At 68.4% G+C, this 25,236-nt stretch carries 20 protein-coding genes and 1 CRISPR repeat array; of the genes, 6 read left to right on the top strand and 14 right to left on the bottom strand.

Annotated elements, in window-relative coordinates:
- Positions 1–11: 11 nt before the first annotated feature.
- From ABGA98_RS42030 to ABGA98_RS42005, 6 genes are all read right to left on the bottom strand, one after another.
- The gene (locus tag ABGA98_RS42030; protein ID WP_347624068.1) at positions 12–1,241 is read right to left on the bottom strand and encodes a lanthionine synthetase C family protein; all 1,230 of its coding nucleotides are present in this window, start codon (positions 1,239–1,241) and stop codon (positions 12–14) included.
- Positions 1,238–4,309, bottom strand: coding sequence for a lantibiotic dehydratase (locus ABGA98_RS42025; protein ID WP_347624067.1), 3,072 nt, complete (start codon positions 4,307–4,309; stop codon positions 1,238–1,240). Before ABGA98_RS42025 ends, ABGA98_RS42030 begins: the two co-directional genes overlap by 4 nt.
- 92 nt (positions 4,310–4,401) lie before the next feature.
- Positions 4,402–4,590 carry an FxLD family lanthipeptide gene (locus ABGA98_RS42020; RefSeq protein ID WP_347624066.1) on the bottom strand — a complete coding sequence of 63 codons (189 nt, stop codon included), beginning with the start codon at positions 4,588–4,590 and terminating at the stop codon, positions 4,402–4,404.
- 85 nt (positions 4,591–4,675) lie between these two features.
- Complete coding sequence (fxlM, locus tag ABGA98_RS42015; protein ID WP_347624065.1) at positions 4,676–5,884, bottom strand: methyltransferase, FxLD system; 1,209 nt, start codon at positions 5,882–5,884, stop codon at positions 4,676–4,678.
- Positions 5,885–5,956: 72 nt separating this feature from the next.
- Complete coding sequence (locus ABGA98_RS42010) at positions 5,957–6,235, bottom strand: hypothetical protein (RefSeq protein WP_347624064.1); 279 nt, start codon at positions 6,233–6,235, stop codon at positions 5,957–5,959.
- Between the two features lie 453 nt (positions 6,236–6,688).
- The gene (locus ABGA98_RS42005) at positions 6,689–6,934 is read right to left on the bottom strand and encodes a hypothetical protein (protein ID WP_347624063.1); all 246 of its coding nucleotides are present in this window, start codon (positions 6,932–6,934) and stop codon (positions 6,689–6,691) included.
- A gap of 63 nt (positions 6,935–6,997) precedes the next feature.
- Between ABGA98_RS42005 and ABGA98_RS42000 the strand changes: the two genes are divergently transcribed.
- The 5 genes from ABGA98_RS42000 (at position 6,998) to ABGA98_RS41980 (ending at position 13,861) form a co-directional block, all read left to right on the top strand.
- Complete coding sequence (locus tag ABGA98_RS42000) at positions 6,998–8,191, top strand: helix-turn-helix transcriptional regulator (protein ID WP_347624062.1); 1,194 nt, start codon at positions 6,998–7,000, stop codon at positions 8,189–8,191.
- Between the two features lie 475 nt (positions 8,192–8,666).
- Positions 8,667–9,161: direct repeats of the CRISPR family, unit length 30 nt; unit sequence GGTCACTCATCACCCTGGAGGGATCGCAAC.
- Positions 9,162–9,948: 787 nt separating this feature from the next.
- Positions 9,949–10,596 (top strand): hypothetical protein, encoded by a 648-nt coding sequence (locus ABGA98_RS41995; protein WP_347624061.1) that lies wholly within the window; start codon positions 9,949–9,951, stop codon positions 10,594–10,596.
- A gap of 444 nt (positions 10,597–11,040) precedes the next feature.
- Positions 11,041–12,099, top strand: coding sequence for a DUF4192 domain-containing protein (locus ABGA98_RS41990; protein WP_347624060.1), 1,059 nt, complete (start codon positions 11,041–11,043; stop codon positions 12,097–12,099).
- A 131-nt stretch (positions 12,100–12,230) separates the two neighbouring features.
- Positions 12,231–12,761: a hypothetical protein gene (locus tag ABGA98_RS41985; protein ID WP_347624059.1), complete on the top strand. Its 531-nt coding sequence runs from the start codon at positions 12,231–12,233 to the stop codon at positions 12,759–12,761.
- A gap of 77 nt (positions 12,762–12,838) precedes the next feature.
- Complete coding sequence (locus ABGA98_RS41980; RefSeq protein ID WP_347624058.1) at positions 12,839–13,861, top strand: DUF932 domain-containing protein; 1,023 nt, start codon at positions 12,839–12,841, stop codon at positions 13,859–13,861.
- Positions 13,862–14,229: 368 nt separating this feature from the next.
- On the opposite strand, the gene ABGA98_RS41975 is transcribed toward ABGA98_RS41980, so the two are convergent.
- Together ABGA98_RS41975 and ABGA98_RS41970 are read right to left on the bottom strand one after the other, a co-directional pair.
- On the bottom strand, positions 14,230–15,147 hold the full coding sequence (locus ABGA98_RS41975; protein ID WP_347624057.1) for an aminoglycoside phosphotransferase family protein: 918 nt from the start codon (positions 15,145–15,147) through the stop codon (positions 14,230–14,232).
- A 43-nt stretch (positions 15,148–15,190) separates the two neighbouring features.
- The gene (locus ABGA98_RS41970) at positions 15,191–16,501 is read right to left on the bottom strand and encodes a serine hydrolase domain-containing protein (protein WP_347624056.1); all 1,311 of its coding nucleotides are present in this window, start codon (positions 16,499–16,501) and stop codon (positions 15,191–15,193) included.
- Between the two features lie 190 nt (positions 16,502–16,691).
- Between ABGA98_RS41970 and ABGA98_RS41965 the strand changes: the two genes are divergently transcribed.
- Complete coding sequence (locus ABGA98_RS41965; protein ID WP_347624055.1) at positions 16,692–17,177, top strand: hypothetical protein; 486 nt, start codon at positions 16,692–16,694, stop codon at positions 17,175–17,177.
- Positions 17,178–17,391: 214 nt separating this feature from the next.
- Here the strand turns inward: ABGA98_RS41965 and ABGA98_RS41960 are convergent, their stop codons facing one another.
- Genes ABGA98_RS41960 through ABGA98_RS41935 form a run of 6 tightly spaced genes read right to left on the bottom strand, consistent with a single transcriptional unit; the run spans position 17,392 to position 25,168 of the window.
- The gene (locus tag ABGA98_RS41960; RefSeq protein WP_347624054.1) at positions 17,392–18,000 is read right to left on the bottom strand and encodes an NlpC/P60 family protein; all 609 of its coding nucleotides are present in this window, start codon (positions 17,998–18,000) and stop codon (positions 17,392–17,394) included.
- Positions 17,997–18,830: a replication-relaxation family protein gene (locus tag ABGA98_RS41955; RefSeq protein ID WP_347624053.1), complete on the bottom strand. Its 834-nt coding sequence runs from the start codon at positions 18,828–18,830 to the stop codon at positions 17,997–17,999. Before ABGA98_RS41955 ends, ABGA98_RS41960 begins: the two co-directional genes overlap by 4 nt.
- Positions 18,827–21,178 carry a TraM recognition domain-containing protein gene (locus ABGA98_RS41950; protein WP_347624052.1) on the bottom strand — a complete coding sequence of 784 codons (2,352 nt, stop codon included), beginning with the start codon at positions 21,176–21,178 and terminating at the stop codon, positions 18,827–18,829. Before ABGA98_RS41950 ends, ABGA98_RS41955 begins: the two co-directional genes overlap by 4 nt.
- A complete protein-coding gene (locus ABGA98_RS41945; RefSeq protein WP_347624051.1) occupies positions 21,175–22,911 on the bottom strand; it encodes an ATP-binding protein in 1,737 nt (578 codons plus the stop codon). Before ABGA98_RS41945 ends, ABGA98_RS41950 begins: the two co-directional genes overlap by 4 nt.
- Complete coding sequence (locus tag ABGA98_RS41940; RefSeq protein WP_347624050.1) at positions 22,908–23,834, bottom strand: PrgI family protein; 927 nt, start codon at positions 23,832–23,834, stop codon at positions 22,908–22,910. Before ABGA98_RS41940 ends, ABGA98_RS41945 begins: the two co-directional genes overlap by 4 nt.
- Positions 23,831–25,168, bottom strand: a complete 1,338-nt coding sequence (locus ABGA98_RS41935) for a conjugal transfer protein TrbL family protein (RefSeq protein WP_347624048.1) — start codon at positions 25,166–25,168, stop codon at positions 23,831–23,833. Before ABGA98_RS41935 ends, ABGA98_RS41940 begins: the two co-directional genes overlap by 4 nt.
- Between the last annotated feature and the right edge of the window lie 68 nt (positions 25,169–25,236).

Here is a 25,236-nt window from a genome sequence, read left to right as displayed (position 1 = left end):
TCGACTCCAAGTCAGCCCAAGAGCAGGAAAGTGTCCCAGCCCGACACCACGGTGCCGGTGGCGAAGGAGTGCAGCGCGAGCGCGGCCCCCGCAGCGCCGTCGAGAAGTTCCAACGTTGCGGGGCGGGAGAGTTGTGCGGTGAGCCGGGCGGCTATGTGCGGGAGCTCGTCGGCGAGCTGGGGTGAGCCAGCGTCGGAGGCCATCCGCCAAGTGGAGTGGAGCAGCCCAGCCGTGCCATGGCACAGTCCGATCTCCGGGAGGCGATCGAGTTGGATGGGATCGCGCAGGGTGGCGAGCATCGCCTCTTCGGCGGCCTTCTGCCGTCTCTCGTCGGCGAGCGCCAGGCCGGCCAGCTGGTTGGCGCGAGCCGTGCCGCTGATCCCGTAGCACCACGACGGCCGGGGGCGCTGCGAGGGGTCGGTGCGTTGCTCGCGTACCTGCTTGATGGTGATCACACCAGGCCACCACGCGGCTGCGTTGTCCTGCTGTCGCCAAGTGTCGGTCCAGGTGCAGATGCGTTCGATCGCCTCTTTCGCGCCGGCCACGCCGACGTTGCGGATCACAGCCAGGGACAGCAGAGCCAGCGCCGAGCAGATGCCGTGGGACATGCCCAGGTTGCCATGCCCGTGTGGGTAGTCCGAGCTGGGCTCCCCATTGGGCGCGACGGTCGTCCACCATGGGGGCAGCTCGCCGCCTGCGTGCAGCGGCTCGGTCAGGCGCACCAGGTAGGACAGCACGTCGGCTGTGAGCGGATGGTCCGGATGGCGGCTGAGGTGGTAGGCGCCCAGGCCGGCCAGTCCGCGAACCAGGTCGAACTCCTTCATTTCGGGTTGCTCGCCGCGGGCGATGCGCGTGTGCGCTGCGGTCAGGCGGGTGCGGGTTATCGACGTGACCGCATCGTCCAGGCGCTCCAGCGCTCGCTGGTGGCGGCCTGTGGTGCCCCCGGCCGTGTACATGGTGAAGGCCAGCGCGGGAGCGCCGAAGAACAGGTTCGCGTTCGCCGCCTTCGTCAACGCGCCGGAGGCGGCCACTTCCAGCCAGGCGTGCACGATCTCTGGGTCACCGTGACCGGAGCGGGAACGCTCGATGTGCAGCAGGGCGATCCCCGCCGCTCCCGCCCACAACGACTGTGGCCAGACCAGGCCGTCGCCTGGTGGCTGGGCGGTCCACGGCTGCGGATCGGCCAGCGACGTGGCAATGGCATCGGCTACGGCCAGGGCGTTTCCGTGTGACTCGTTCATGGCCTGCTCCTCTTGGGACGGGAGGTCCAGCTCAAGGCGGCGGCGCGGGCCAGGTGCAGGCACGCCCGCTCGCTGGCCGGCGACGTGCCGGCCATGCGGACGTGGTGCAGGTGCAGCAAATCGGGCAGCACGGCAGCCGGGGGAATCGTGCCCGCCTCCTCGAGTGCGCGGCGGTAGGAGGCGAGTGCCTTCCGGCGGCGCGTCCACCAGGAGACGATCTGTTCGCCTTCCAGATAGGCGGCCAGGGCTCTGTGATCGTCGGGTCGGGCCAGGCGTATGGCCTGGTTGTAGACAGCCCGGTCGGGAGCGGAAGCATCCGCTTGGGCATGGTTGATCAGCCATCGCATCGCCGTGACGTGGTCACCGAGGAAGGAGGAGGCGATGTCGAGCAGGCTGGCGGCGGTCAGGGCGTGCGGGTGGGGCCCTTTCCGAGCAATGATCGCGGTCAGTTGGGCGACGACGGTGGCCGAGTCGGCGGCGAAGTAGGCCTCGACCGCGTCCATGGTGGAAGGGCCGCCGAAGCGCGCGGTTTCCGGGAAGTAGGTGTCCCACTGCACCCGCGACGTCAGCCCGGCCTGGCGCACGTGCTCGCTCCACGCGGTGACCTCGGCAGCGGCGTCGGCGTACGTGTGGTCAGGCACGGCGAGGCGGATACGGAGATGGTGGTGGGGGTCGTGGTAGCGCAGAAACCACCACCGCGCTTCGTTGCCGAGCGTTTCCACCAGGCGTGAAAGGTGGCGGGTGAGGATGGCATCGTGCCTGTCGGGGTGGCAGTACAGCTTGAGCGACAGCCGCCCATCCTGGCTCGGTAGGTGACCGTGGCCGCGGGAGGTCACCTCGTTCGTGAGCCGAGGCGGTTCGGCGGGCGGGCTGGTCGCGGCGAGAGGGATCACGACCTCGTGGGCGCGACCGCCGATCCACCCGGCCGCGTTCGCGTCGGGGGCGACGCGCAGCACCGCGGTGCCGGTACGGTCGACCTGGGCGCGCAGCAGGACGCGGTGCGCGGGTTCGCAGAGGCCGAGCCGCAGGTGCTGGTCGCCGCCTCCAAGACTGACCGTTTCCGGCAGCGCCACCACCTCCCGCCAGGCGGTGAAGGCGTTGTCCCATTCTGTCCAGTCGGCCGAAGGAGCGGGCAGGTCGGCTGCGGTGAGCCGCCACCGGGCGGGGGAGATGATCGTGCGCTGGTAGCGCAGTGCGGGGACGAACGGCAGCGCCGATGCGAGACCCCAATCGAAGCCTGTGCACGGGACCTGGAGAGCGTGTGGCGCTTCGAGGATGAACCGCGCCAGCGGGTGCGTGTGCTGGATCAGATTGACCGCGTTGTAGATCACCGGCTCGACGGCGCGGCGACGCGACAGTGACACCAGGTAGATGCCATGCAGGTCCGCGGTGACGGCGAGGTCATCCAGCGCGAGTACGTGCGCGCCGCCGGGGTAGTCGCCGACCGTTAACACCTGCGGCAGCACTTGGGGAGCGCGGGCGACGTTGTCGGTGCCGATGTACGGCGCGGGCGCCGACACCTGGACGGCGAGCGCGTCCCGGGTGCCCGTGGGCACGCCCGCGTACAGGGTGCTCATCCGCTGCCGATGCTCGTCATCGAACATGTCGAGAAACCGGCCGGTGATGGTTCCCGCGGCGCGTGACGCCCCGACGATGGTGAGCGTGAATCGGCCCTGGGCCAACGCGGTGGGGCTGGGTGCGTCGATTCGCATGGTCAGGTCCGTGGAGGGTTGAACCGGCGCGTCGGGGGCCACCCCGCCGAGGTCGGCAATCACAGTGTCGTCGAGCAGGATCTCGCGCTGGCGGCGCATCGCGGCGTTGTGCGCGAGCGCCAGCAGCTTGCGGTCGCGGTCCGTCAACGCCTCCTCGGGCATGCGGTCGCCGTCGTCGTAACCGGCCGGGTAGCCGAGCCCGATGGTGGCGTCGACCACGTCTCGGAGTGGGACCAGGGCGCGCAGCCCGTAGCGGTCCAGGAACCGTTGATGCCAGGCCATCCAGCCCGTGTTGAGGGCGGGGAGGCGGGCCAGGCGGACGATCGCGGCCGCTGCTGTGGCGGCTTCTGCCGCGACAGCCGCGGGGACTGTCACCTGCGCGTCCAGGCACAGATCGACCGCGAGCGGGGGACGCTCAGTGGGTTGGATGGCCGCCATCGCGGCCACCGCACGCGCCCAATGATCGGCCGCCAGAGTGGCGGGTACACGGTCATGGTCGTCGAGCGCGCCAGCGACGTCGCGGAGGACCTTGACGATGTCGGCCACGTCGCCGATCTCGTCCGCGTTCACCGCGTCCAGCTCACGTAGGAGGCGCCGGAGCGGATCGCAGGCTGTCATGGGCGGGCGCAGGCTGGTGAGCAGAAGGCGTTGGGCCACCAGCTCGGCCACGAGTGCGTCGACCATGCTTTCGGCAGTTCGGGGGAACGAGGCCGACAGCCCGTCCATCAGATCCGCGACCGGGAGCGGATCACGCGCCAGCCAGAGCGCTGCCCATACGGGGCCGGTGGCGCGCACGCTCACATTTCCTGGTGCGCCGCCCGCTTCGGGGCTGGCGCGGTGCTCGAGCACCAGGCGGCCGTCCCGTTCGAACGCGAGGTTGTTGGCGACCACGGTCAAGCGTCGCCGGAGCGCTTTCTCGCCCTCCAGCCGCTGAACGACCGCGGCGAGCCATTCGGCTGTGACCCGGGCTATCGGACGATGTGCGTCCCCGATGCGCGCCGCAGGCAGATCGCTTGCGGCACTGATACGAGCCGGAGCTACCCCGGCGAACAGGCCGAACGGTGTCGCGCGACCCGAGGCACGCAGCAGGTAACGCATCACGGACAACACGGCACGGCGCACGTTCTGATCAGGGATCGGTTCTCCGGAGCAGATCTCGCATACGCGCCGTGCCAGATCCGGGCTGGCCTGCTCCACGGCCGCCGCGAAACCGGGCGTCTGCCATGTACGTGCCAGCCAGGTTCTCCAGGAGGCGCTGTCCGCGCCCTGGTGGGTCAGGTCAGGCCATGATGCGACCTCCTGGTGTGGCGGCCACCCGGGGGCCCGCAACACTGCGGCGTCGAGGTATCGATACATGATCCGCTCCCATGGCTTGGAAGGCGACCCGGCCGGCCGGTTAGTCGCGCCGGCCGGGCGCTCGGGTTAGATGACGGATATCTGCAGGGTGCTCACTTGCAGCTGACGCACGCTGTTCCGCAGGTCGAGTTGCATCCGTCGTCGGTCATGCGAATGAGTTGCTCGGCCGCCACACCGGACTCGACGATGGACACGTCCAGGTCGGCGAGCCAGTCGGCGTCTGCGAGTTCCGGTTCGGACGGTGCGAGCGTTGCCGCACCTCCGGGAGTCCGCGTGGTCATGACGGTTCCTCTCTGGTTGGGGTGGGTGGGATTCCCCGGTGCTTCCTAGGCAAGATCGGCCGACCCTCCCTGGGAGCCCGGCGGTCTAAGGCCAGGTGACGACGACGGTTCCGTGTCGCTTCGCCACCACTCCTGGGGAGAGGGCCGGAGGGTCGGAGGGCTTGGGGATGTACCGAATGGACGCGGCGCCGCGGCGGTGATGCTTGTTCGCCCACCGGCGCAGCAACTCCACGTAGCGGGCGGCGAGGTTCTCGGCCGCCGGCCCGTGGGCGTAGACGCCGCTCTCGTATCCGCTGCTCATGTCGGTGTTCGGTCGTGCGGCCCGGTAGGCGAAGCTGTCGCCGCTGATCAGGACGGGCACGCCCTTGAGTGTCGAGGGTGCGAGCAGCTCCTGGTCGACGATCGTCTGGTCGGCATACAGCAGCGCCATGTCCGGGTCGTTCGTGAGCAAAAACAGCATCTGCTCGTCGGGCATGTCGAACACGGCGTCGGACCAGCCTTCGACTCTCGGCAGAAGCAACGCCCGGCGCAACGCCTCCGCATCAACGTTGAGACCCTCGTCGTCGAGGCACACCACCACGCCGTTGTCGATCGTGATGGTCCGCTCGGTGTGGGAACCAGCCCCCTGGACTGGCACGAAGGAGCACAAGCCGTAGGCCCGGCTGACGAGGCCTGACCTGTCACGGTCGAAGACGATCCATCGGGTCGTCCCCTTGAACCTGAGCGGGACGACGATCCGGCCGTCGTCGGCGAGCTGCTCCAGCCATGCGGGCGGGATGTCCCAGAACCCTGCCGTGCCGATCACTCTGTCGAAAGTGTCAGCTCCGGGAATGCCTTGCTCCGCATCGCCCAGCATCACGTTCACATGGTGGTAGCCCGCTTCGTCGAGAAAGGTACGGGCTCGCGCGACGATGTCGGGGTCGATGTCCACTGTGGTGACGTGTCCGCGCTTACCGACGAGCTCGGCCGCCAAGGCCGCGTTGTAGCCGCCGCTTCCGTATTCGATGACGCGCATGCCGGGTTCGATCTCGGCCGCTTCCAGCATGGTGGCTTGGAGATGGGCGGCGGAGACGACGCTGAGATGCCTGCCGCCGTTGGGGCCGGCCTTGACGAGCGGCGTATGGTCCGGGGCGTAGGCGCTCTTCAGCGTCTCGCCCGGTGTGAACACGTGACGCGGCACCGTGGCGACGGCCGCCGCCACGGCCTCGGACCGGATCGCCCCCTGATCGCGCAGTTCGCGCACCATGGCGTGACGTAGCTCGGCGGCGTCCTGGACGTCGTTGTCGGTGGTCACGGGCAGGTCCCCTTCGGTTGGTTGTGACGGGCAACTGGTCGATGATGGTTGGCGGCGGGTACGAAGTGTTGGTCAGCCGCGCCGTTCCTTTCCCTTGAGGAAGGCGTCTGGGGCCGGCTTCTCCCTACGGTGCAGATGCTCGTCGCGGTGCCGCTCGGCCAAGGCGATGTAGAGGTCGATTGCCTGCCGATAGAGGCCACGGCCGGTCTCCTCGTAGCCGCCGTCGCCGGCGGAGCGCAGTACGAAGAAGTGGCCGCCCTCGGAGGCGAGTTCCAAGGCCCCGCAGCAGGATGTGTAGCTGATGCGGAGGATGCCGCCGGTGGGCTTGTACGCCTCCCACACGACGTCCAAGAGCCTCACCTCCGAGTCGGCCTCGCGTGTTGGATCGCGTTGGCCAACTGCGTCGGACGTGGGAAGACGCTGCCTCGTCATGGCTGGCTACCTCCGCGAAATGGAACGGTTCGCGCTCGGCCGAGCGGACACCAGCGGAAGGTCCGGTATGCGCCAGCCGGGCGGTGCCACACGGTCCATCAGCATGAGGAGCTGGCTGCTGACAGCAGCCCGGCACATGATGCCGCCTGGAGGGCAGTGGCCCCGGTAGTAGGCGACGAACGCTCGCCCGTGGAGGGAGTACTCCACGTGGAACCACCCACGAGCGGTCTGCTGCAATTCCTGGACGTCTTTGCGTGCTGACTCGTCAGCGGCGGCTTCGACTTCGCGCGCCAACATCGGTATCTCCTTGGGCTTGAATGGGTGGACACACGGGGGGCATGCTCGGCGACGGATTGCGCGTTCCGGTGTTGGCTACGGCGACTTGCTTTGCTCCTGATCTATGAGGAGGTCGACGAGGCCCATGGCGGTGGTGGCGCGGAGATAGGACGCCAGGCTGGTGTTCCGTTCGGCGCCGGTGGGGTAGGAGCGGCGCGCGGCCCACCAGAGGCCGGTGTCGCTTCTCCACACGCCCCATGCCGGGAACTTCTGCTCGAGTTCGATGGCAACCGCATCGTCACCCAGCGCTACTGTTCGGTCGCCAGAATCAGCCTGTGTCACGCTAGACAGAGTCATACTGAAGACCGGGACGAGCTTTCAAAGGGTCTGAAAGCGGGTGTGGGCGTGACCGAGACGATCGGAGTCCGGGTCGCCGGGCTACGCAAGCTACGCGGATACAGCCAACGAGGCCTCGCCACACGCGCGCATGTCTCCTACAGCCTGCTCACGAAGGTGGAATCCGGGCATGCGCCTGCGAGTCCGGCGTTCATCGGCGCGGTGGCGCGGGCGTTGAAAGTCGATGTTCCGCGCATCACCGGTCAGCCCTACCACGAGCCCGTGAGCCAGGGGCAGCGGCTCCAGGCCGTCGTCGAGCCGCTGCGTCGCGCCCTGCTCACCCAGGACCTTCCACCGGAGGAGGCGCCGGAGCCACGGCCCCTGGAGGAGCTGCGTAAGGATGTCGAAGAGGCTTCGCAGCTGGGCCGGCAGGCTCGTTACCTGCGGCTCGGGGAGATGCTGCCTGCCCTGCTGGAAGAGCTGTCCATCGCCATCCACCACCGTGACGATCCCCGTCTGCATGCGCTGATGGCCGAGGCGTACGGCGGCGTCTCCGCGCTCGCCCACATGCTCGGATACCAGGACATGCGCGGCATCGTGCTGGAGCGCATCGAGCGGGAGGCGCAGCTGAGCCGTGATCCGCTGCGGGTCGCGCGTACGCGGTGGTCGCGTGGGGTCTCGCTGCTCGGGGTCGCCGCCTATGAGCAAGGGCTGCGACTGATGGAGCAGACGCGGCGCGGCCTCGGTGACGACCCTGAGCGGATGGAGCCTGCCGCCGTGGCGCTGTACGGGTCGTTGCATCTGAGATCGTCCGTGCTGGCGGCGCGCTCCGGTGACGCGGACCTGTCGGATGAGCATCTGCGGCTGGCCGGCCGGGCCGCGCAGTCGCTGGCCGGTGATTCAACGAACTACTACGGGCTGGAGTTCAGGGCGTCCAATGTCGCGTTGCACGCGGTGTCGGCGGCTGTGGAATTGGAGGACGGGGCCAAGGCGATCGAGCGGGCGTTGCCGTTGTACAGGGCTTTCCCGGTGGACCTGCCGCCGGTGCGTGCCGGGCATCACTGGATCGACGTGGCACGTGGCTGGTACTACCACGGTGACCGGGGGCAGGCCTTCGACGCGCTGAGGCGGGCTCGCTCGGCCGCTCCGCAGCAGGTGCGGAACCATCCGATGGTCCGGGAGCTTGTGCAGACGATGGCGAGCACGGGGGCGCGGCCCAGCGAGGATTTGCGGCGCTTCGCGGCCTGGCTCGGCCTGGTCTGACCGTACGTCGGTCCGGCACCACCCTTGGGGGACGTGGCTCAGAAGCCGGGGAACGAGCGCCTGGGCTGCGGCCAGCCGGGGGAAGGGGTACCGGTGTCGGACACTTCGATCCCGGTGCTGCCGTGGTGGTGTCCAGAGAAGCCGGTGTACTGCGGCAGGTGTTGGGTGATGGCGTGGCGGGCACCCTGGTGGTATTCGAGGGACGTTGCCCGTGGGGCCGGGTTTTCGCTGAACAAGTCACGCGAAAGGCTTCGTAGGGGTGACGGGTCACGCTCAGGATCTTGGTGGAGCGATTGTGGGCATCATTACCTCGCTGTGGTCAAAGCAGTTAGGAGGAATAGGTGCATCGCAGAGCCACCTGACGTGCGACGGACACGGTGCTCTGACCTGCGCTTCTGCAATACCGCCGGACTGCTGCAGAAGGCCTCGATTACGATACTGATCAACCGCCCCTGACCTGCCATTTTACCCTGGGGGTCACTCATCACCCTGGAGGGATCGCAACCGTGGGCACAGCACGCTGAACTTCAGCACACCCCGGTCACTCATCACCCTGGAGGGATCGCAACACGTTGGGGACGCCCATGCCGAAACGGCGGATGCTGGTGGTCACTCATCACCCTGGAGGGATCGCAACACGGGGTGAGCGGCGCGATCAGCTCGGCCGCCGCGGTCACTCATCACCTGGAGGGATCGCAACTCTGGTGACGCGGCGGGGACGACCCGGCTGAGGGCGGTCGGTCACTCATCACCCTGGAGGGATCGCAACATAGGCCGGGTCCAGCGCACGGGATGCCAGCGTGACCGTGGTCACTCATCACCCTGGAGGGATCGCAACTAGCGCACGATTTCGGCCGCTAACCCAGCGGGAAGATCGGTCACTCATCACCCTGGAGGGATCGCAACGTGGGTGTTCCGCCGGTGGGACGGCACGTACCTGGGTCACTCATCACCCTGGAGGGATCGCAACAGCGTGATGTGGACCGTTGAGGAGCATCTGCGGCGGGCTCGGTCAGTCGCGTCGCAGCGGGCGTGGAACCATCCGATGGTCCGGAAGCTTGTGCAGGCGCTGGCGAGCACGGGGGCCGCGGCTCAGCGAGGACCTGCGGCGCTTCGCAGTCTGGCTCGGCCTGGTGTCGTGACTGACCCAGTGGCGTAGCACCAGGCGCAGGAGCCGCTGATGCGGCCACTCGGATGACCAGTCGTAGGCCAATAAACGGCCGTTCAAGAGTGGCCGTCCAGGAGTTCGGTATAGCTACAGTTCACGGCGGGATAGGGTCGGCCAGTCGCTGCCCCGACTCTTGTGGACGTAGCCCGTCTCTTTAGAAGGCGGGTGGGGCGCCGGTTACACACTTATTCATTCAGCGGTTCTCGGAATTCTATCCTCCCTGTCTAGTGAATAGTTTTCCTTTTGGAAATCTACGCTGGCAATTCGCATTGAGTTCCTCTGTATTCGACGATGGTGGCTTGGCGTTTAGGGTGCCAGGATAATGGTAAAAACTCGCCGGATGTCGTTGATTAACGCTCCGTTTCGAGATGTAATTGAGGAGTTCGAAGGCAGTCGCGCAATAGTGCGGCAGAAACGGAGGCAGAAAATGTCATACGCGGCTTCTGGAAAGAGCGTTCCCACCAACATTCCTGGAGAAAGCCTCGCGCCGGAATATATGGCACGAGTGACGCCAGAGGACTGGGCGGAGATTCAGCGGCTGGCGCGCGGTTACTGCCGTACGGTGGACGCTACACGGTCCCGTAAGCGCATGGACGGAAGCGCCACGATCGTCAAGCAGGGGCACGCGCCGTACGGCACGGACGATGTCTCGGATGACGTCACCCAAGATGCGGTGCTGCTCTTCGCCCAAAAACTTCGCGACATCTCCGCGTCCTGCCGCCAGGCTTCCGAGAGCACGACGGATGCCCCCGCGTGGGTCTACGTCCGGCGCGACGGGGGCGAGATGACCGTCTCTCGTACGACGCTGCACCGGTGGGCCGTCCGCGATGCCGCCGCGCGGAACGGCTACCGGGTTGATGTGCCTCCGACCGAGGTCGACGCCACGCCCGGCGCGCAGCTCATGCGACCGGTGCCGCACGTGGAGAGTGCCACGCGGGCGGCTGTGGCGTTCTGCCTGGCCCAAAACAGTGCCGTCATCTTCCGGCAGGCGTTCGGAGATGGCGGTGACTTCCCGACCCTGCGAGCGATGATGAAGATCGCGGGGCAAGCCGATGATCTGGGGCGGGCGGGGGTCCTGGGCAAGGTCGCTCAGGAGCGCTACGGCGGTGCTTACGGTTCCCGCCGGGCTGTGATCCGGACGCGTGACGCCGCACGGGCCGAGTGGCAGGAACTGTCCGAGCGCATTGACGATGCCAGGGACACGCTCAGGTATGAAGACCAAATGACGCAGGAGTAACCAGAAGAGCATAAGAAGAGGGCCTCAGAGTATCTCTGAGGCCCTCTTCTTATGGGCCTGCCAGCCGTGGTGCATTGAGCGACGGATTTCCGAAAAGGAGCCTGGTGACGGACGGTTGGGCGGGGCCGGTGGCCGTATTCAAGTGAGGGCAGATTCGCCGGTACGCGCCCGGCGTGATCGCCCTTTATCGGTCATGTGGTTCCTGGGCAAACGTCTGCCGTTGCGCCTGCCGCTACACGAAAGGAATCCATCGAGCGCGGACGGTTGAGCCGTTTCGTCAACCGTATTTAAGTGAGGGCAACTTCGCGAGCATGTCCAAGATGCGCGCTCGGCGATCTCATTAGCCCATCTCTTCGCTCGCGCGCGGCAGCGTCCATAGCGCTCTGCGCCTACGTCCATCCGCCCGGCCATCTGCGGGGCTTTCTCATGTCTGGAGGTCTTTCCATGAGCGCTGCATCCGAGCTCACCAACACCGTCACGATCAAGAAGCTGGCCGACGTGGTCGCCAGCGTGCCGTACCTGCTCGGCTTCCACCCCTCACAGAGTCTCGTGGCGGTGGGCATCGACGACGCGAAGGTGAAGGGCGTCGTACGCCTGGACCTGACGCAGGACCCTGCCGAGATGGCAGCGCGGACGAGTCACCTGGCGAACGTACTGGAGGTTAACGGCATCCATCGTGCGCTGCTGGTCGGCTACGGAGCTGGTCCGCAGGTCACTCCGATGATGGATGCCGCCATGGAGACCCTGCCCGGGAACGGGGTCGCCGTCTGCGAGGCGATACGCGTTGATGAGGGGCGTTACTGGTCCTACGTCTGCTCGGATGTCAGGTGCTGCCCTCCGGAGGGGGTACCGGTCGATCCCTCCAGTAGCGCACCTGCCGCTGCTGCCGTGGTGGCCGGGATGCGCGCGCTCCCGGACAAAACGGCCCTGGCTGCAACGCTGGAGCCGCCCGAGAACTTCGACCAGGATCGTGCCGAGAAGATCACACGGGAGGTCTGCGCCCAGGCCAAGAAGGAGAGCAGTCCGGGCGACGACTGGTTCGGCGACGGCGTGAAGCGGGTCGTGGCTGCGCTGGATCAGGTCCAGGCCGGAGGGCACCTTGACGCCGAGACGGTGGCCTGGCTCGGGGTGTGCCTGACAGCCAAGCCCGTACGCGACATAGCGATGACGTACGTGCTGGAGTACGACATAGAGACGCATGTGCGCTTGTGGACCGAGGTCGTCCGCAAGGTTCAACCCGCGTTCGCCGCTGCTCCCGCGACGTTGCTGGCCTTCGCCGCGATGTGCCGGGGCGACGGGCCGCTGGCGAGCGTCGCGCTCGACCGGGCTCTGTCTGTCACGTCTCACTACACGCTCGCGCTCCTGCTCGTCGAGGCGCTCATGGTGGGTCTGTCGCCGTCGGAGGTGCTCGGGCGTGACTGGAGCCAGATGGCCGACGACATCATCGCGCAGGTACGAGAGCGGCCCTCGGCTGCCTGGCCACTGCTCCCCGAGGGCTGGTGATCGCCCGGTCGGCGATCTGAACCACCTTCCCAACAGCCAGCTCGCCGCCGTGCCCAGCAAAGGGCGCGGTGGCGGGCCTCTTTGCGATCAATCGAACGCTGCCCTGACATGCCGGAACGAAAGGATTCCCGATGGACGGCTGCGACGTGAACGACCTCGTACCCGAGATCGCCAGGCATCTGCACGGCTACAGCCCAGAGACCCTCTGGGGGACGCCGTACCTGATGGGACCGGACGGCGCGCGCCTGGCCGTACACCAACTGATGGGCCGGACAGAGTGGATCGTGGTCACGGGACTCTACCCCGTCGAGTCCTCTGACCTGCGGCGCCATTCGATCATCGTGGTGACCACACGCGGACCGAAACACATCGCCAAGAAGATCAGCCGCCGGCTCCTGCCGAAATACGTACGCGATCTCAAGCAGCAGCAGGCCAGAACCGCCAAACACACCGCGCGAACCGATCTGGTGGAGACTCTGCTCGCCCTGCTGCCCGGGCACGCCGTCACCGCTGCCGAGCAGGAAACAGCCATCCGGTGGCGACTCGGCTCCATGTACGGAGTCTTCGAGGTCCGCGACCACGCCATCGGCATCGAGATCCGCAACGCGGACCGCGAGCTCGCCGAACGGGTCGCGTACGCGATCAACCAGCGCGCCACCTGAGCGCCCCAAACACATCCGACGGGCACCGGTTCCGGCCGGTGCCTTTCCGTTTCTCCTGATCAGAGAGGAAGCACGTCATGTCCCGTGAATCCCTGGAGTGGCTGAACACCAACACGCTGATCGGCCACACCGACAAACGCGGCAGCGCCTGGCACTACCGGGCCAGCATGCAAGGGGAGGAGCCCAACCACTACCCGGGCCCCATCCCGGTCGACGACGTCAAACGGCGCCTGTTCGGCTGGCAGGCGCTGTCGAGCCCGGTGTACGTGGAGGATCCGCGCGGAGGGCTCGCCCAGGTCCCCGGACGGCAGGCGATCCTGCGCAGCGACAACGGCCACGTCATGGGGATCTTCTCCGACGGTTATGAGCCGCATCCGTACGTGGAGTGGCTCGTCGGCAACATCTCTCGCCTGCTGGACGCGGACCTGTCGATCGGGTCGGCCGGACTGCTCAAGGGCGGCGCGGTCGCCTGGGTGTCGGTCGAGGTGCCCGACAACATCCACACGCCTGAGGGGGTGGAGTTCCGCCCGCACCTGTTCGGGGCGACGTCCTTCGACGGGTCCCTGTCCACGATCTTCAAACGCGCCATCACGAACATCGTGTGCGACAACACGATGGCCGCCGGGCTCGCCGAACGCGGCCAGCAGATCAAGATCAAGCACTCACGGCACTCGAAGTTCCGGCTGACCGAGGCGCGCCAGGCTCTGAACATCGTCTACACCCTGGCCGACGAGTTCTCACGCGCCGTCGCAGACCTGTGCCGGATCCCGGTCAGCCGGTGGCAGTGGAATACCTTCCTGGACGCCCACGTCCCGATGCCCGCCGCACCGGGACGCAGCCGGACCATGGCCGAGAACAAACGCGACTCTCTGACCAGACTCTGGAACCACGACCTTCGGGTGTCGCCCTGGCAGGGGACGGCCTGGGGAGTGGTCCAGGCGGTCAACACCTACACCCACCACGAGCAGCACGTACGCGGCGCCGACCGTGCCGAGCGCAACATGCTGCGCGCGGTGACCGGAGGCGTCGACGACCTCGACCGGGACACCCTGCGCACCCTGTCCACAGCCCTGGACCGGCCGCTAACCTTCGCCGGTTGATGACACCCCGACCTGGTAGGGCTCCTGCCCTCGGATCCCCGGGGCTGGAGCCGTACCGGCCGAAAGGAGTACACATCGTGTTGCTGGCATCCCATGGCCGCAGACAAGAGCGTGCCCCTCGTGCCCGGCGTAACAGACCGCGCCCGCGAGAGAGACGGCTGAGAAACACCGAAGTGCGCGCGCTCCACGCCGGGCGAAACAGGATCCGGGCTGATGGAAGCGTCGGCAGGTTTCGACGAGACCCCTCCTGGTGCCTGCGCTCAGACCAGATCACGGACAAGGAGTCCGCGAGCCGCGGATCGTGGGTTTGCTCGTGACGACGTCGCCGAAATAGGCGGTGTTCAGAAGGGAGATCCCTGCGGCGTGCCTTAGTCAGGGGCAGCGTGCGCTGAGTGCTGCCTCTCGTTGTGCTCGGGCATGAGTTTGGGCCGATCGTTAGGGTTGGGGCCGCGTTCCTCCAACCAGGCGACGACGGAACGGACGAAGCCGTCGACGTGTGACAGGGGTTTGCCGGCGAAGACCGCGTGGAGGTGCCCGACCCCGACCGCGTCGTTCCAGGCCCAGGCGCGTCGGTAGGTCTCCTCGTCGGTGGCCGCGCGCAGGACGTCCCAGCCGTGCCAGGTCGCGACGAGTGCCCCGTCGATCGCGGGGTCGGACAGGATCGCCATGTCCCAGTCGAGTACGCCGGCCAGCTTGCCGTCCTCACCGAAGTGGACGTTGCCGGCGCCGAGGTCGCCGTGGACGAGCCTGGGCGGGACCTCCTCGAGTGCCAGCATCGTGTCCAGCCGCTGCCGCGCTCCGTCGCGCCACTTCGTCGGCAGGCGCGGAATGATCTCGTCGCTCAGGATGTCGGCCCACCCCAGGTCATCGGCGTACCGGCGGGGCGTGTGGAGAACGGCCTCGAGTCCCGGTGAGATCTCAACGTCGCGCAGTGCCTCCAAGAGCGGGCCGAACGCCGCCGGGTCCCCGATGCCTTCCGGCAACGACTCGCCGTCGATCCACGAGAGCGCGACGGCCGCGCGTTCCCCGAACGTGGTCACCGCAGTCAGCGGCTCCGGTACGGCGAAAGGCAGACCGGCCGCCGCAACGGCTCGAAGAATCTCGACCCGGCGCGGCAACTCGGCGGCGGCATCGGGGCGCTTGCTGATACGTACCGCGGCGACGCCGGGGAACAGCACAACGTGGTGCATGTTTCCATGCTCGGCAAGACGTACGGAGCCGAGAGCAGCGTCGGGGACGAGTGCCTCAGCGATTTCCAGCAGGTCGGCGGGGACTGGTCGAGGCATCCCGCCATTCTGCCGGACGATCACACGTCGTCGGCGGTGACCATCAGGCGATTCGGTAGGCGGCGGCGCCGTTGTGCAGGAAACGGGCGCGGCCGTGCCCGTCGGAGCCGACCAGGGACAGGACCTGGTGGCCGGAAGACTTCGGTTCGGCGGTGATGACCGAGTTGTCGTTGAGGCGGACGACCTCGACGCGCTTCTCGGACCCGCCGAGGAAGGACTCGGCGGTTTCATTGCGTGGGCGGTAGATGAGGAACGCGCGGTCGTGCTCGCTGGTAAGGGTGATGTCGTACAGGGTGGAGCGGTAGGTGCCGCACATGCGGTGCGCGTCGATCCCGGTCGGGTTCAAGGGCGGCACGGGTAGCGGTGCCGTCTCGACGCCGGCAAGGTCCCTGAGCACCGCATCGAAGATCTCGTAGGCCAGTGGCTCACCGCCGGTGCTGTTGGTCAGCACGGCTACCGCCACACCCGCCGATGGGACGACGCGAAGGAATGCCTTCTGCCCCTTTGAGACGCCGGTGTGGCCGACGACGCCGTCCTGGTAGAGCATCCAGCCGAGTGCCCAGCCGATGACGCCGCCGCCGAAGTCCGGGACGGATTCGACCTGAGGTTCGCGCAGTGCCGCCAGCGCGGGGTCGGTGATGTGCAGGCGGACGAACTCCAGCAGGTCGCGTGCGCTGATCGCCAGGTGCGAGCCGCTGGGCGCGGAGTAGTAGGAAACCGCCCACTGTTGCGCTGGAACGACTTCTCCGCCGCTGTGGATGTGGCCGACCGCGGCGCGGTGCAGGATCGCCTCGTAGGTGTCGGTAGCGGCGGTGTGCAGGCCCAGCGGTGTCACCAGGCGTTCGCGGAGCACGTCGTGGTAGGGCTTGTCGCGTAACACCTCCACCAGCCTGCCGAGCACCACGTACCCGCTGTTGGAGTAGGAGAAGACGGTGTCGGGCGGGAGAAACTGGTCGGCCTCGGCGAGGGTGGCGACGAACTTCTCGATCGCGTCGTTGTTGCGACCGGTGTCGGTGAAGTGGTTGCCGTCGATACCGCCGGTGTGGGTGAGCAGGTGGCGGGCGGTCAGGGACGCGGTGGCGGCCGGGTCGCTCAGCCGGAAGCCGGGCAGGTAGTCGCGAACGGGACGGTCGAGATCCAGCACACCGTCGCCGACCAGTTGCTGGATCAGCGTGGCTGTCCAGATCTTGGTGATCGAGCCGATCTTGAACACCGAGTCGGTCGTGGCCTCGACCCGGGTGCGCAGACTCAGCACGCCCGCAGCCTCGTCCCGGATCTCCCCGTTGGCAAGCACGGCGACCTGTGCACCCGGTACGTCGTACTTCGCGACAAGCTCGCCCAGACCCCATCCCATCCCGCCAGGCTAGTGACAAGCCTCCGCCCAACCCGGGACACACCAAGGCCTCCATCAAAATCGGGGCAATTCATCGGGCCCTGATGGACGCCACGCCGGAATCTTCTGGGAGTTCTGAGGCCGCCTCCGGCCCTTTCTGAAACGCTGGCACAGTAGGGGGGCGCCATGAGTGAGCAGGGCCGGAGGCGACATGAACGAGGCGACCGCGCATCTGCTGTTCGACGTGGTGGAGCGCATGGAGAAGAACATCATGGCGCGGGAGTGCCCGGCGATCGTCGCCATGCAAGGCGCGACCAAGCTCGTTCTGAGCGATTACGACTACCTGCGCGACACCGAGACGGCGGAGGCGTTCGAGGCCAGGGCGGCAGAGAAGGCTCAGGAGATCGAAGCCGTTCGCTGGGTGCTGGCTGTTCCGCAGGTGTGGCTCTTCGAGCCTCCTGACACGATCACCACGCGGGCCGTCTCCAACCATCCCCTACGGGAGGGGGAGCAGGAGGCGATCACGTGGATGAGCTTCGACCAGGGCGACGGCGTGGACTACGGGCGAGTGGTGTACGTACGCCGCCCGAGCGGGGAACCCGTCTTCGAAGAGCCGGAGATCTTCGAAGTGGGTGTCAGGCCGGAGGAGACCATGCCGGGCTTTGTTCTGCTGCAGCGGTGCCTGGCCGATGAGTGAGGGCCGGCTCCGAGGAGCCGACCCTCGACCGACTCGAATCTGTTGTTCGAAGGCAGACTGAAACGGTCACGGTGAGCTTACCGCCTGTCACCGGGGCTGTCCGGCTTCACGCAGAGGCATGCCATGGATTGGCTCGGACCCTTCCTCAGGCGACCGCCAACCGGAGCTGGGACATCTGGCGGGTGCTTGGCCCTCGCCGCGCTGGTCGTACCGGTCATAGGGCGGGCCGTACGGCGCCGATGAATTCTCGTTCGCGGTAGGGGTCGCCTGCCCAGGTGTCGATGCGTACGGTGCTGCCGGTGGAGGGGGCGTGCACCATGCGGGTGGCGTCGACGGCGATACCGACGTGGTGGATCGTGGCCGGACGGGCGGGGTCGCGGGCGAAGAAGATCAGGTCTCCTGGGCGGATCTGGCTTCTGGGTATGCGGGCGCCGGCGTTCCACTGTGGGGCGGTGTGGCCGCCGATCCGGGCTCCGGCCTTGGCCCAGGCGTATTCGGCCAGGCCGGAGCAGTCGAACCCCCGGATATGCGCTCCGTGTTGGATGCCGAAGCTGGGGCCGTCGGGGCCGCCGCCGCCCCAGGAGTACGGGACGCCGCGCATGTTCAGGGCGGCCTGCATGGCGATCAGCCCGCGTTCGGCGCCGGCCAGTCCCTCGATCGGCATCACGTCGGGGAATTGTTCACACGGCCCCGGATCGCACGTCGCCGTGCTTGTGGTGGCTGTGAGGTAGGCCCCTCCCACAAGCCCGGCGAGCAGGACGACGCCGCCCATCAGACCGGCGGCTGCGGCGATGATCGGGGTCAGACCGGTTTCTGCGATCAACCGCGCGCCCCTGGTTGGGGCCAGTGGTCGGTGAGTTCGGCCAGGCGTAGACGCTGGTTTCGGGCGTCATGGGGACGCCAGACGGGGCCGTGTGGGCTGGGGCCGGTGACGGCGGTGGCGCATGGCACGCCGGTCTGGATGGCCCGCAGCTGGAGGCGGTCGTGCAGGGTGCTTTCCCTGCGCGCGGAGCTGGTCAGGAACAGGACGGGTGTGGTGATGCCGGTGGCGGCGGTGAGGGCGGCGTAGCCGTCCAGTTTGGCCACGACGCGGCCGATGGTTTCGGTGCCGGTGTCGTATTCGAGGAAGAAGTCGATGGTGTGGCCGTTCTCGGTCCAGCGGCCGTAGGCGTCGGGGCGGACGTGGGTGCCCCATTGGGTGGCGCAGCGCCGTTCCGTCCACCAGGTGTGCAGGTGGCATTCGCTGGTACGGCGGGCGGTGCCGTACAGGTGGGCGAAGACGTCGTTGGTGCCGACGGTGTGGGCGAGGCGCTGGCTGTAGGCGATGGACAGGACTCGATCGCGGCGGTAACCGAACTCGGCCGGTTCGGTGCCGTCCTCGGCGGCCAGGACGACGGCGCCACTCTCGCCGAGCACGTAGTGCCAGGGCGCGGAGCCGGTCGGCGGCTTGGGGCGGAAGCGGTCGAGGACGCCGATGTGGTGCAGTTTGACCAGGCGGTGGCGTGCGGTGGTCGGGTCGTTGAAGACGATGCGGGCGAGCTGGTGGCTGGTCAGGACCTTGTGGGTCCAGACGAGGCGGAGCAGGTGCCGGTCGCGGCTGGTGAGCCGGCTGGCGAGTGAGGCCATGACGGCTGGTGTGTAGTGCTCGTTCATCCGTGGACGTCTCCTCCTGTGCTGGGCTGCTGCCGCGGGTCGTCCTGCGGCAGGGCTTCGGGACGGCCGGGGGTACGGCCGTGTGCTCGGGCGGCGGCGGCCCGGACGCGTAGCGCCAGGCCGGCGTCCGGGGTGGGGAGGGGATGGGTGCGCAGGGTGAACGGCGGGGTTTCCGCGGAACGGACGATGAGGCGTGCGGCGGCTTGGTAGGCGCCGAGGTTGGCCAGGTCGTGGCGGGTGAGGTACGGGCTGAAGTGGTGTTCGGTGTCGCGGGCGTCCTCGGGGGAGAGGGTGAAGTAGATCTTGTTGCGGGCGTCCGAGCTGATGGCCTGGTGGAGGTCGCGGGGGAGCTGGGCCAGGTGCTGGTGGGCGAGCACGATCGACAGTCCGTAGGCGCGGGCTTCGGCGAGCATGTCGGACAGGGCGCGGGGGAGGTTGAGGAAGTTCTGGGTCTCGTCGACGTACAGGGCCGAAGGGGCGCGGCTGCGGCCGAGCTGGGCGCGGTGGGAGGCGGCCTGCCAGACCTGGGCGAGCAGGAGTGAGCCGAGTAGACGAACGGTGTCGTCGCCGAGCACGCCTTTGGGCAGCCGGGCGAGCAGGATCTTGCCGTCCAGGACGTCGCCGACGTCGAAGGTGGACTGGGCGGAGCCGAGGATGTCGCGGACGAACGGGCGGAGCAGGAACGCGCGGAGCTTGTTCATGATGGGCGCGGTGACGTGGGACTGGGCCTGCTCGGACAGGCGTTCGTACCAGGTCCAGAATCCGGCCAGGAACGGGTCGTTCAACTGCGCAGTGAGCTGGTGGCGGTAGGCGGGGTCGGTGAGCAGGGCGGGGATGTCGGCGAGAGTGCCGCCGCTGCGGGACAGGGTGAGGGCGCAGCCGCGCATGATGTCGTCGCTGCGTGGCCCCCACGAGTCGGCGTAGATCTTGTGGAAGATGCCGACCAGGTTGTCGGTGAGGGTGTCAGGGTTCGGGCCTGCCAGGACGTTGAGCGCGGGCCGGGAATGGGGGTCGTCGGGGTCGATGAGCGCGATGCGCTTCCCGGCCTCTTCGGGGATGAGGCCGAGGAGGTCGGCGACGAGGTCGCCTTTGGCGTCGATGACGGCGACGCCGCGCCTTGCCTGGATGTCGGACAGGATCATGTGGGCGAGCAGGGTGCTCTTGCCGGTGCCGTTCGGGCCGAGGATGTGCGCGTGGTGGCAGGAGTCGGGTACGCGCAGCGCGACCGGGCGTTGGTGGCCGGCGTCGGCGGTGCCGAGCACCTTGCCGTGCTGGGCGACCTGCGGTGTGGGGGCGACGGTGTTGGCCCCGGCCCGTCGCAGGCCGGGGACGGCGGGATCGGTCGGCAGGTGCGCGAGCGCGGCCAGTTCGGGGATCGACAGCAGGAAGCCGCGCCCGAGGCGGCGGGCGGCCAGTGCATGGCCTGGCCGGATCAGTCGGCGTCGTTCGAGCCGGTTGTGGCCGGAGTACAGGGCGAAGGCGGCGGCGATCGCGTGAGCCCGCCCGCGGATGGCTTGACGGCGCAGCGAGGCCGTGCCGCCGTCGTCTGCCTGGACGGCATAGCGGATGGCCACTTCGTAGCGGGGCTGGAGGGCTTTGTCGCGGATGGCGCGGGCTTCGGCGTAGTGCTCCAGCCGTACGGCGTGATCGGACTCGCGGTGCGTACGGGAACGGTCGGGAACGGCGAGGTCGAGGGCGGCGCGCACCAGCGCGACGGGAAGACCCGGACGGGACAGACGCCCGCCGGTGGCGGGACGGGCCAGGACCTGTACGGCGGCGTGCTGCCAGGCGGGCATGCCCACGCCGGCGCCCAGCAGGGCTCGGAGGGGATCGTGGTCGTGGTCGTCGCGGATCGGTAGCCGTTCCTCGCGGGCGATCACGAACTGCCCGCCGGTGGTCCGCCCGCTCAGCGGCACCGGCGGATCCGCTTCGACCACGGTGGTGCGCGCGGAGGGCCAGGCGGCTTCGACCGCGTGGTCCACCAGATGCTGGGGGACGGTGCCGGGGACCCACATGAGGATCCGCACTCCACCTGCACTGAAGTGGTATTCGAAGGTCAGGTGCGGCTGGCCGAACAAGAAACGCTTCCACGCCGGACGTAGCAGCCCGAGCAGGTTGCCCCACAACGCCTCGGCTCCGGGCAGGTCCGCGGCCGGTGGAGCCAGGATCTCCAGGCAGCGCGCCCCTCGGACCGCCGCGCGGTGACGTAGCCGCAAGAGCACGAACCGACTCAGACTCACCGTGAACACGCTGGCCGGAACCAGGATCGCAAGGTGCGTGCCGTGCCCGTGCAGCCATGTCAGGACGACGTCCAGCAGGACATCGGGGTCGAGATCGTAGAGGTTCACAGATCCTCCTCGTCGTACTGGGCGAGTTCCTGCGGGGAGGAGGTGACCAGGCGGTGTTCGCCGGCGCTGGCCAGGACGTGGAAGGCGACCCGGGACGCGCCCGCGTCGGCGGCCAGCAGGCCGGTGCCGCGTTCGGCGGACAGCAGGAGCTGGCGTTCGCCCTCGGACAGGTTGAAGGCGTCGGTGACTGCGTCGATGGCCTGGGGTGCCTGCCGGAGCAGGATCTGGGTGGCGGAGTTGGCGATGATCGCCTGCCCAGCGGGGGAGCCGAGCAGGTCGGCGGCATCCTGGGTGACCACCGACAGCCCGGCCCAGTGTTTGCGGGCCGCCTTCGCCATCCGGAACAGGAACTTGGCTCCTTCGGGGTCCTTCATGAGCAGCCACGCCTCGTCAACCACGACCAGTCGGGGACGCCGCTGGTCCGGGTTGGACACGCGCCGCCAGACGGCGTCCAGGGTGAGCAGCGTGCCGACCGCCTTGAGCTCCTCGGGAAGGTCTCGCAGGGAGAACACGATCAGGTGGGAGTCGGGACGGGTGGTGGTGGGCCCGTCGAAGAGGCGTCGGTGGCTGCCCGTCACGTACGGCGCGAGCCCGGCGGCGATCTCGCTCGCTCGACGGTCCGCGTCTTCGGTAAGAGCGGTTACCAGATTGCGCATCAGTGGTGCCGGGCGGTCCCAGGTGCCGGGATCGAAGGTGATCCCGGCCTGCTTGTACGTGGCGAGGATGGCCCGATCCAGTGCGGCCTTGCCGGTCTTGTCGAGTGGTTCGCCGAGCATGACCGCGACGAGCGTGTGCAGGAACAGCACCCTGCGGGTCAGCGCGTCCCGTCCGTCGGCGGGCAGGTCGAAGGGGTTGAGCCTGACGTCCGGCGCGCCCAGGTGCAGGTAGGCGCCGCCGACCGCCTCGCACAGCCGGGCGTACTCGTCCTCGGGGTCGATGACCGCGACCTCGACGCCGGTGTACAGCGAGCGGAGTGCTTCCAGCTTGGCCAGGTACGACTTGCCGGCTCCGCTGCTGGCGATGATGGCCGAGTTGTGGTTGGGCTGGGCGAACCGGTCCCAGGTCACCAGGGAGGCGCTGGCCGCGTTCGCCCCGTACAGCACGGCGGTCGGTCCCGTTTCGGCGGTGAGGTCGGGGCTGGTGAACGGGAACGCGGCGGCCAGGGCCGGGGTGTCGAACGTACGGGTGGCTCCCAGGTTGTCGAAGGCCACCGGTAGCGACGACACCCAGCCCTGCAGCTGGCGGAAGGCGACCTGGCGGGCGTCCAGGAGCAGGGAGGCGGCCAGCGCGCGCACCTGGGCACACGCCTCGTCCAGTTCGTTCTGGCTGGTCGCGTGGACGGTCAGGTAGATCGAGACCCGGAACAGCCGGGCCTGCCCACGCGCGATGCGCGAGGCGAGGTCCTGGGCGTCCTCGGCGGCCACCTCCGCGCTCGGGTCGAGGAGCCGTCCGTGCTGCTGGTCGCTGCGCAGCCCGGACTCCAGCCGGGCCAGCTGCTTGCGCAGCCGATCGGCAGCGACCAGGGACGGCACCGGATCCACGTGCAGCGACACGTCCAGACGGCCGGGGTAGGTCAGCAACGGCTCCAGCCACCCGGAGTGGACCTCCCGCGGATACCCGCTGACGGCCAGCGTCGCGCACAGCCCACCGCCGACCCGCAGATGGGACGGCCGGACCAGCACCGCGTCCGGCCCCAGCCCTGCGCGACTTGACCGTGTACGTCGAAGTTTCACCGGTGCTCTCCCTTCGTGATGACCTCGCTGGGCTCGGCGAGCTGATCGCGGGGCAGGGGCGGCGCGGCCGGGTCAAAGCAGGACACCAGTACGGCGCTCGTGGCCTCGGCGTTCAGCAGCCGGACCGTGATTCCGCAGCCCGGCAGAAGCCGCGTGGCCTCCTCCACCCGCCGAAGCGCACGCGCCGCCGCCGCGTCCTGCCCGCCGTCGGAGGGCTCGCGCACGATCAGCAGGATCTGGCGGCGGAGCAGGTCGTGCCGGGCGGACAGGTCAGCCAGGAATGAGGCGTGCTCATGCGCGGCGGCCGTCAACGCCGGATGAGCCAGATCACCGGCGCCCTCCACCAGCTGGTTTATCGCCGGAGCGAGGTCCACCCGCTGGGCGCGCAGCAAGATCTGCGCCGGACCGGACAGCGAGTTCAGCCAGCGTCCGAACGTCGCCACGAGCGCGTCCTGCTCCTCGGGCGTTCGCAGGGCGAAGCTCACCGTGGACACCTCCGCCACCGCGGCGACGCCGTCCGGGCCGAGATTGATCAGCCCGTCACCGATCACCCCGCGAGCAGGCAGCCGCAGCGGAGCCGAACGGGCACCGGTGCGAGCGGCCACCCACTTCGGAGCCGCCGAAGTTTGGTCGAGCGAGGAGGTCAGAGCCTTCGACGTGAACAGGTGGCGCAGCGCGGCCAGCAGATAACGGTCCAGCGGGACACCGTCACGCCGCCCGACGGCCAGCAGCAACCCCGCCACCGCGACCGGCAGAGCTCCGGCGGCGAACACCAGCAACCCGATGCGCTCGCCGGCGATCAGGTAGACCCCGTACAGCAGGGCCGCGGTTCCGCCGAGAATGACCACCTGACGGGTAGTGAACCCGCCGACGATCCGGTCCTCCTGCTCCACGTCGGCGGGGATCCGTGTCGGCCAGCTCACCTGCGCTCACCTCCCGCATCAGGGGGAGTACGCCGTCGCGGAGCCGTGGTGTTGCCGGGGTAGACGGGCGGCAGGAACACGGCCGGCGGAACCGGAGGCCGAGGTCGGGAAGGACGGTGGTGATCGGACGGCCCCTGGCGGGTCGAGCCCGGCTGTTGCAGCCAGCGTTGGGGACCAGCGCTGGTGTTCGTGACGCGGACCGGCGGCGCGGACGACGAGGATGTGACCACCGTCGTGTTCCGCTGGTGGCGGGTGCCGGTCGGTGGGCGGTTGCCCTGGCCGGGCCCGCCGTGGGGTGGAGGGCCGGATGGCGGCCCGCCTGGTCTGCGCTGACCGGCGGGGCCAGGCGGTCCGCCTCCGGGTGGACGGCGTGGTGGTAGCACCCTGCCCTGCATCCCATGGGCTGCCCGGGTCCCGGAAGAGGCGCGAGCTCCCCGGCCCAGGCTCAGGGCGTTCAGCACGGGTGAGGTGAGTTTGTAGGCGAGGGCGTACTTGACGATCCGTGTGATCGTCGAGCCGCGCCCGGCCGTCTGGGCGAAGAGCCGCCGCGTGACCCAGCGAGGTATACGGACCAGGATGATCAGCATGCAGATGGCGAGGACCAGGTTGATGAGCTGGCCGGACGGTATGAGCCCGAGCACCAGGCGCCCGTCCTGGTTGAAGAAGATCCGTACCGTCATCACCAGCGCCAGCGACTGCGCCACCTGAACGGTCAGCAGCCCGGTGAAGGCCCGCCACCAGAACCGGGCCAGCCCATCGGTGTACGGAAGCGCCAGGCAGGCGAGCGCCAGCGGCGCGGCCACGACCAGGAGCAACACCAGCGCGGCGCGCATCACGAAGGTGATCAGCAGCAGGGTCAGCAGGATGACCGCGACCAGCGCGAGCAGGATGTAGAAGCTCTCGTCCTGCGCCGGAGGAACGATCATGAAGCGGAGCGTCGTCAATGCCCGCCGACCGTCGAAGTCCTGCCCGAGCAGCGCCTGTGACAGCGCGTTGGCCAGCTCGATGATCTTTCCGCAGATGGTGAAGCTCGTGTTCGTGGCCAGGACGGCGACCAGCAGCCGGGGCAGCACCTCTTTGACCGCGTACCGGGTCTGGACCGTCTCGTGCCCCATCGCCGCGATCGCGCCGATCGTGGCCAGCAGCACGAACGCGCTGTTGGCGATCACGGCGCTCGCCTGCCACAGGTCGTACACCCTGGGGCTGGCGGCCACGTCCGGTGTGGCGAGCAGCGTCATCGAAAGAATCTTCAGCATCGGCTCGACCGCCAGCGTCACCAGGTTCGCGAACCACGAGTTGATCCAGCCCGCGATCCAGTCCCCGATGCCGAACATCGACCCGGGACTCCCGATGGAGACATCCCCCGGCGGCAACAGCGGCGGGGAAGGCTCGGGCGAGGGCG

The sequence above is a fragment of the Nonomuraea sp. B1E8 genome, assembly GCF_039871515.1.
In the GTDB taxonomy this organism is placed as follows: Bacteria; Actinomycetota; Actinomycetes; order Streptosporangiales; family Streptosporangiaceae; genus Nonomuraea.
The sequence above is the reverse complement of the archived record's forward strand: the minus strand, read 5'-3'. Positions and strand labels throughout refer to the sequence as shown.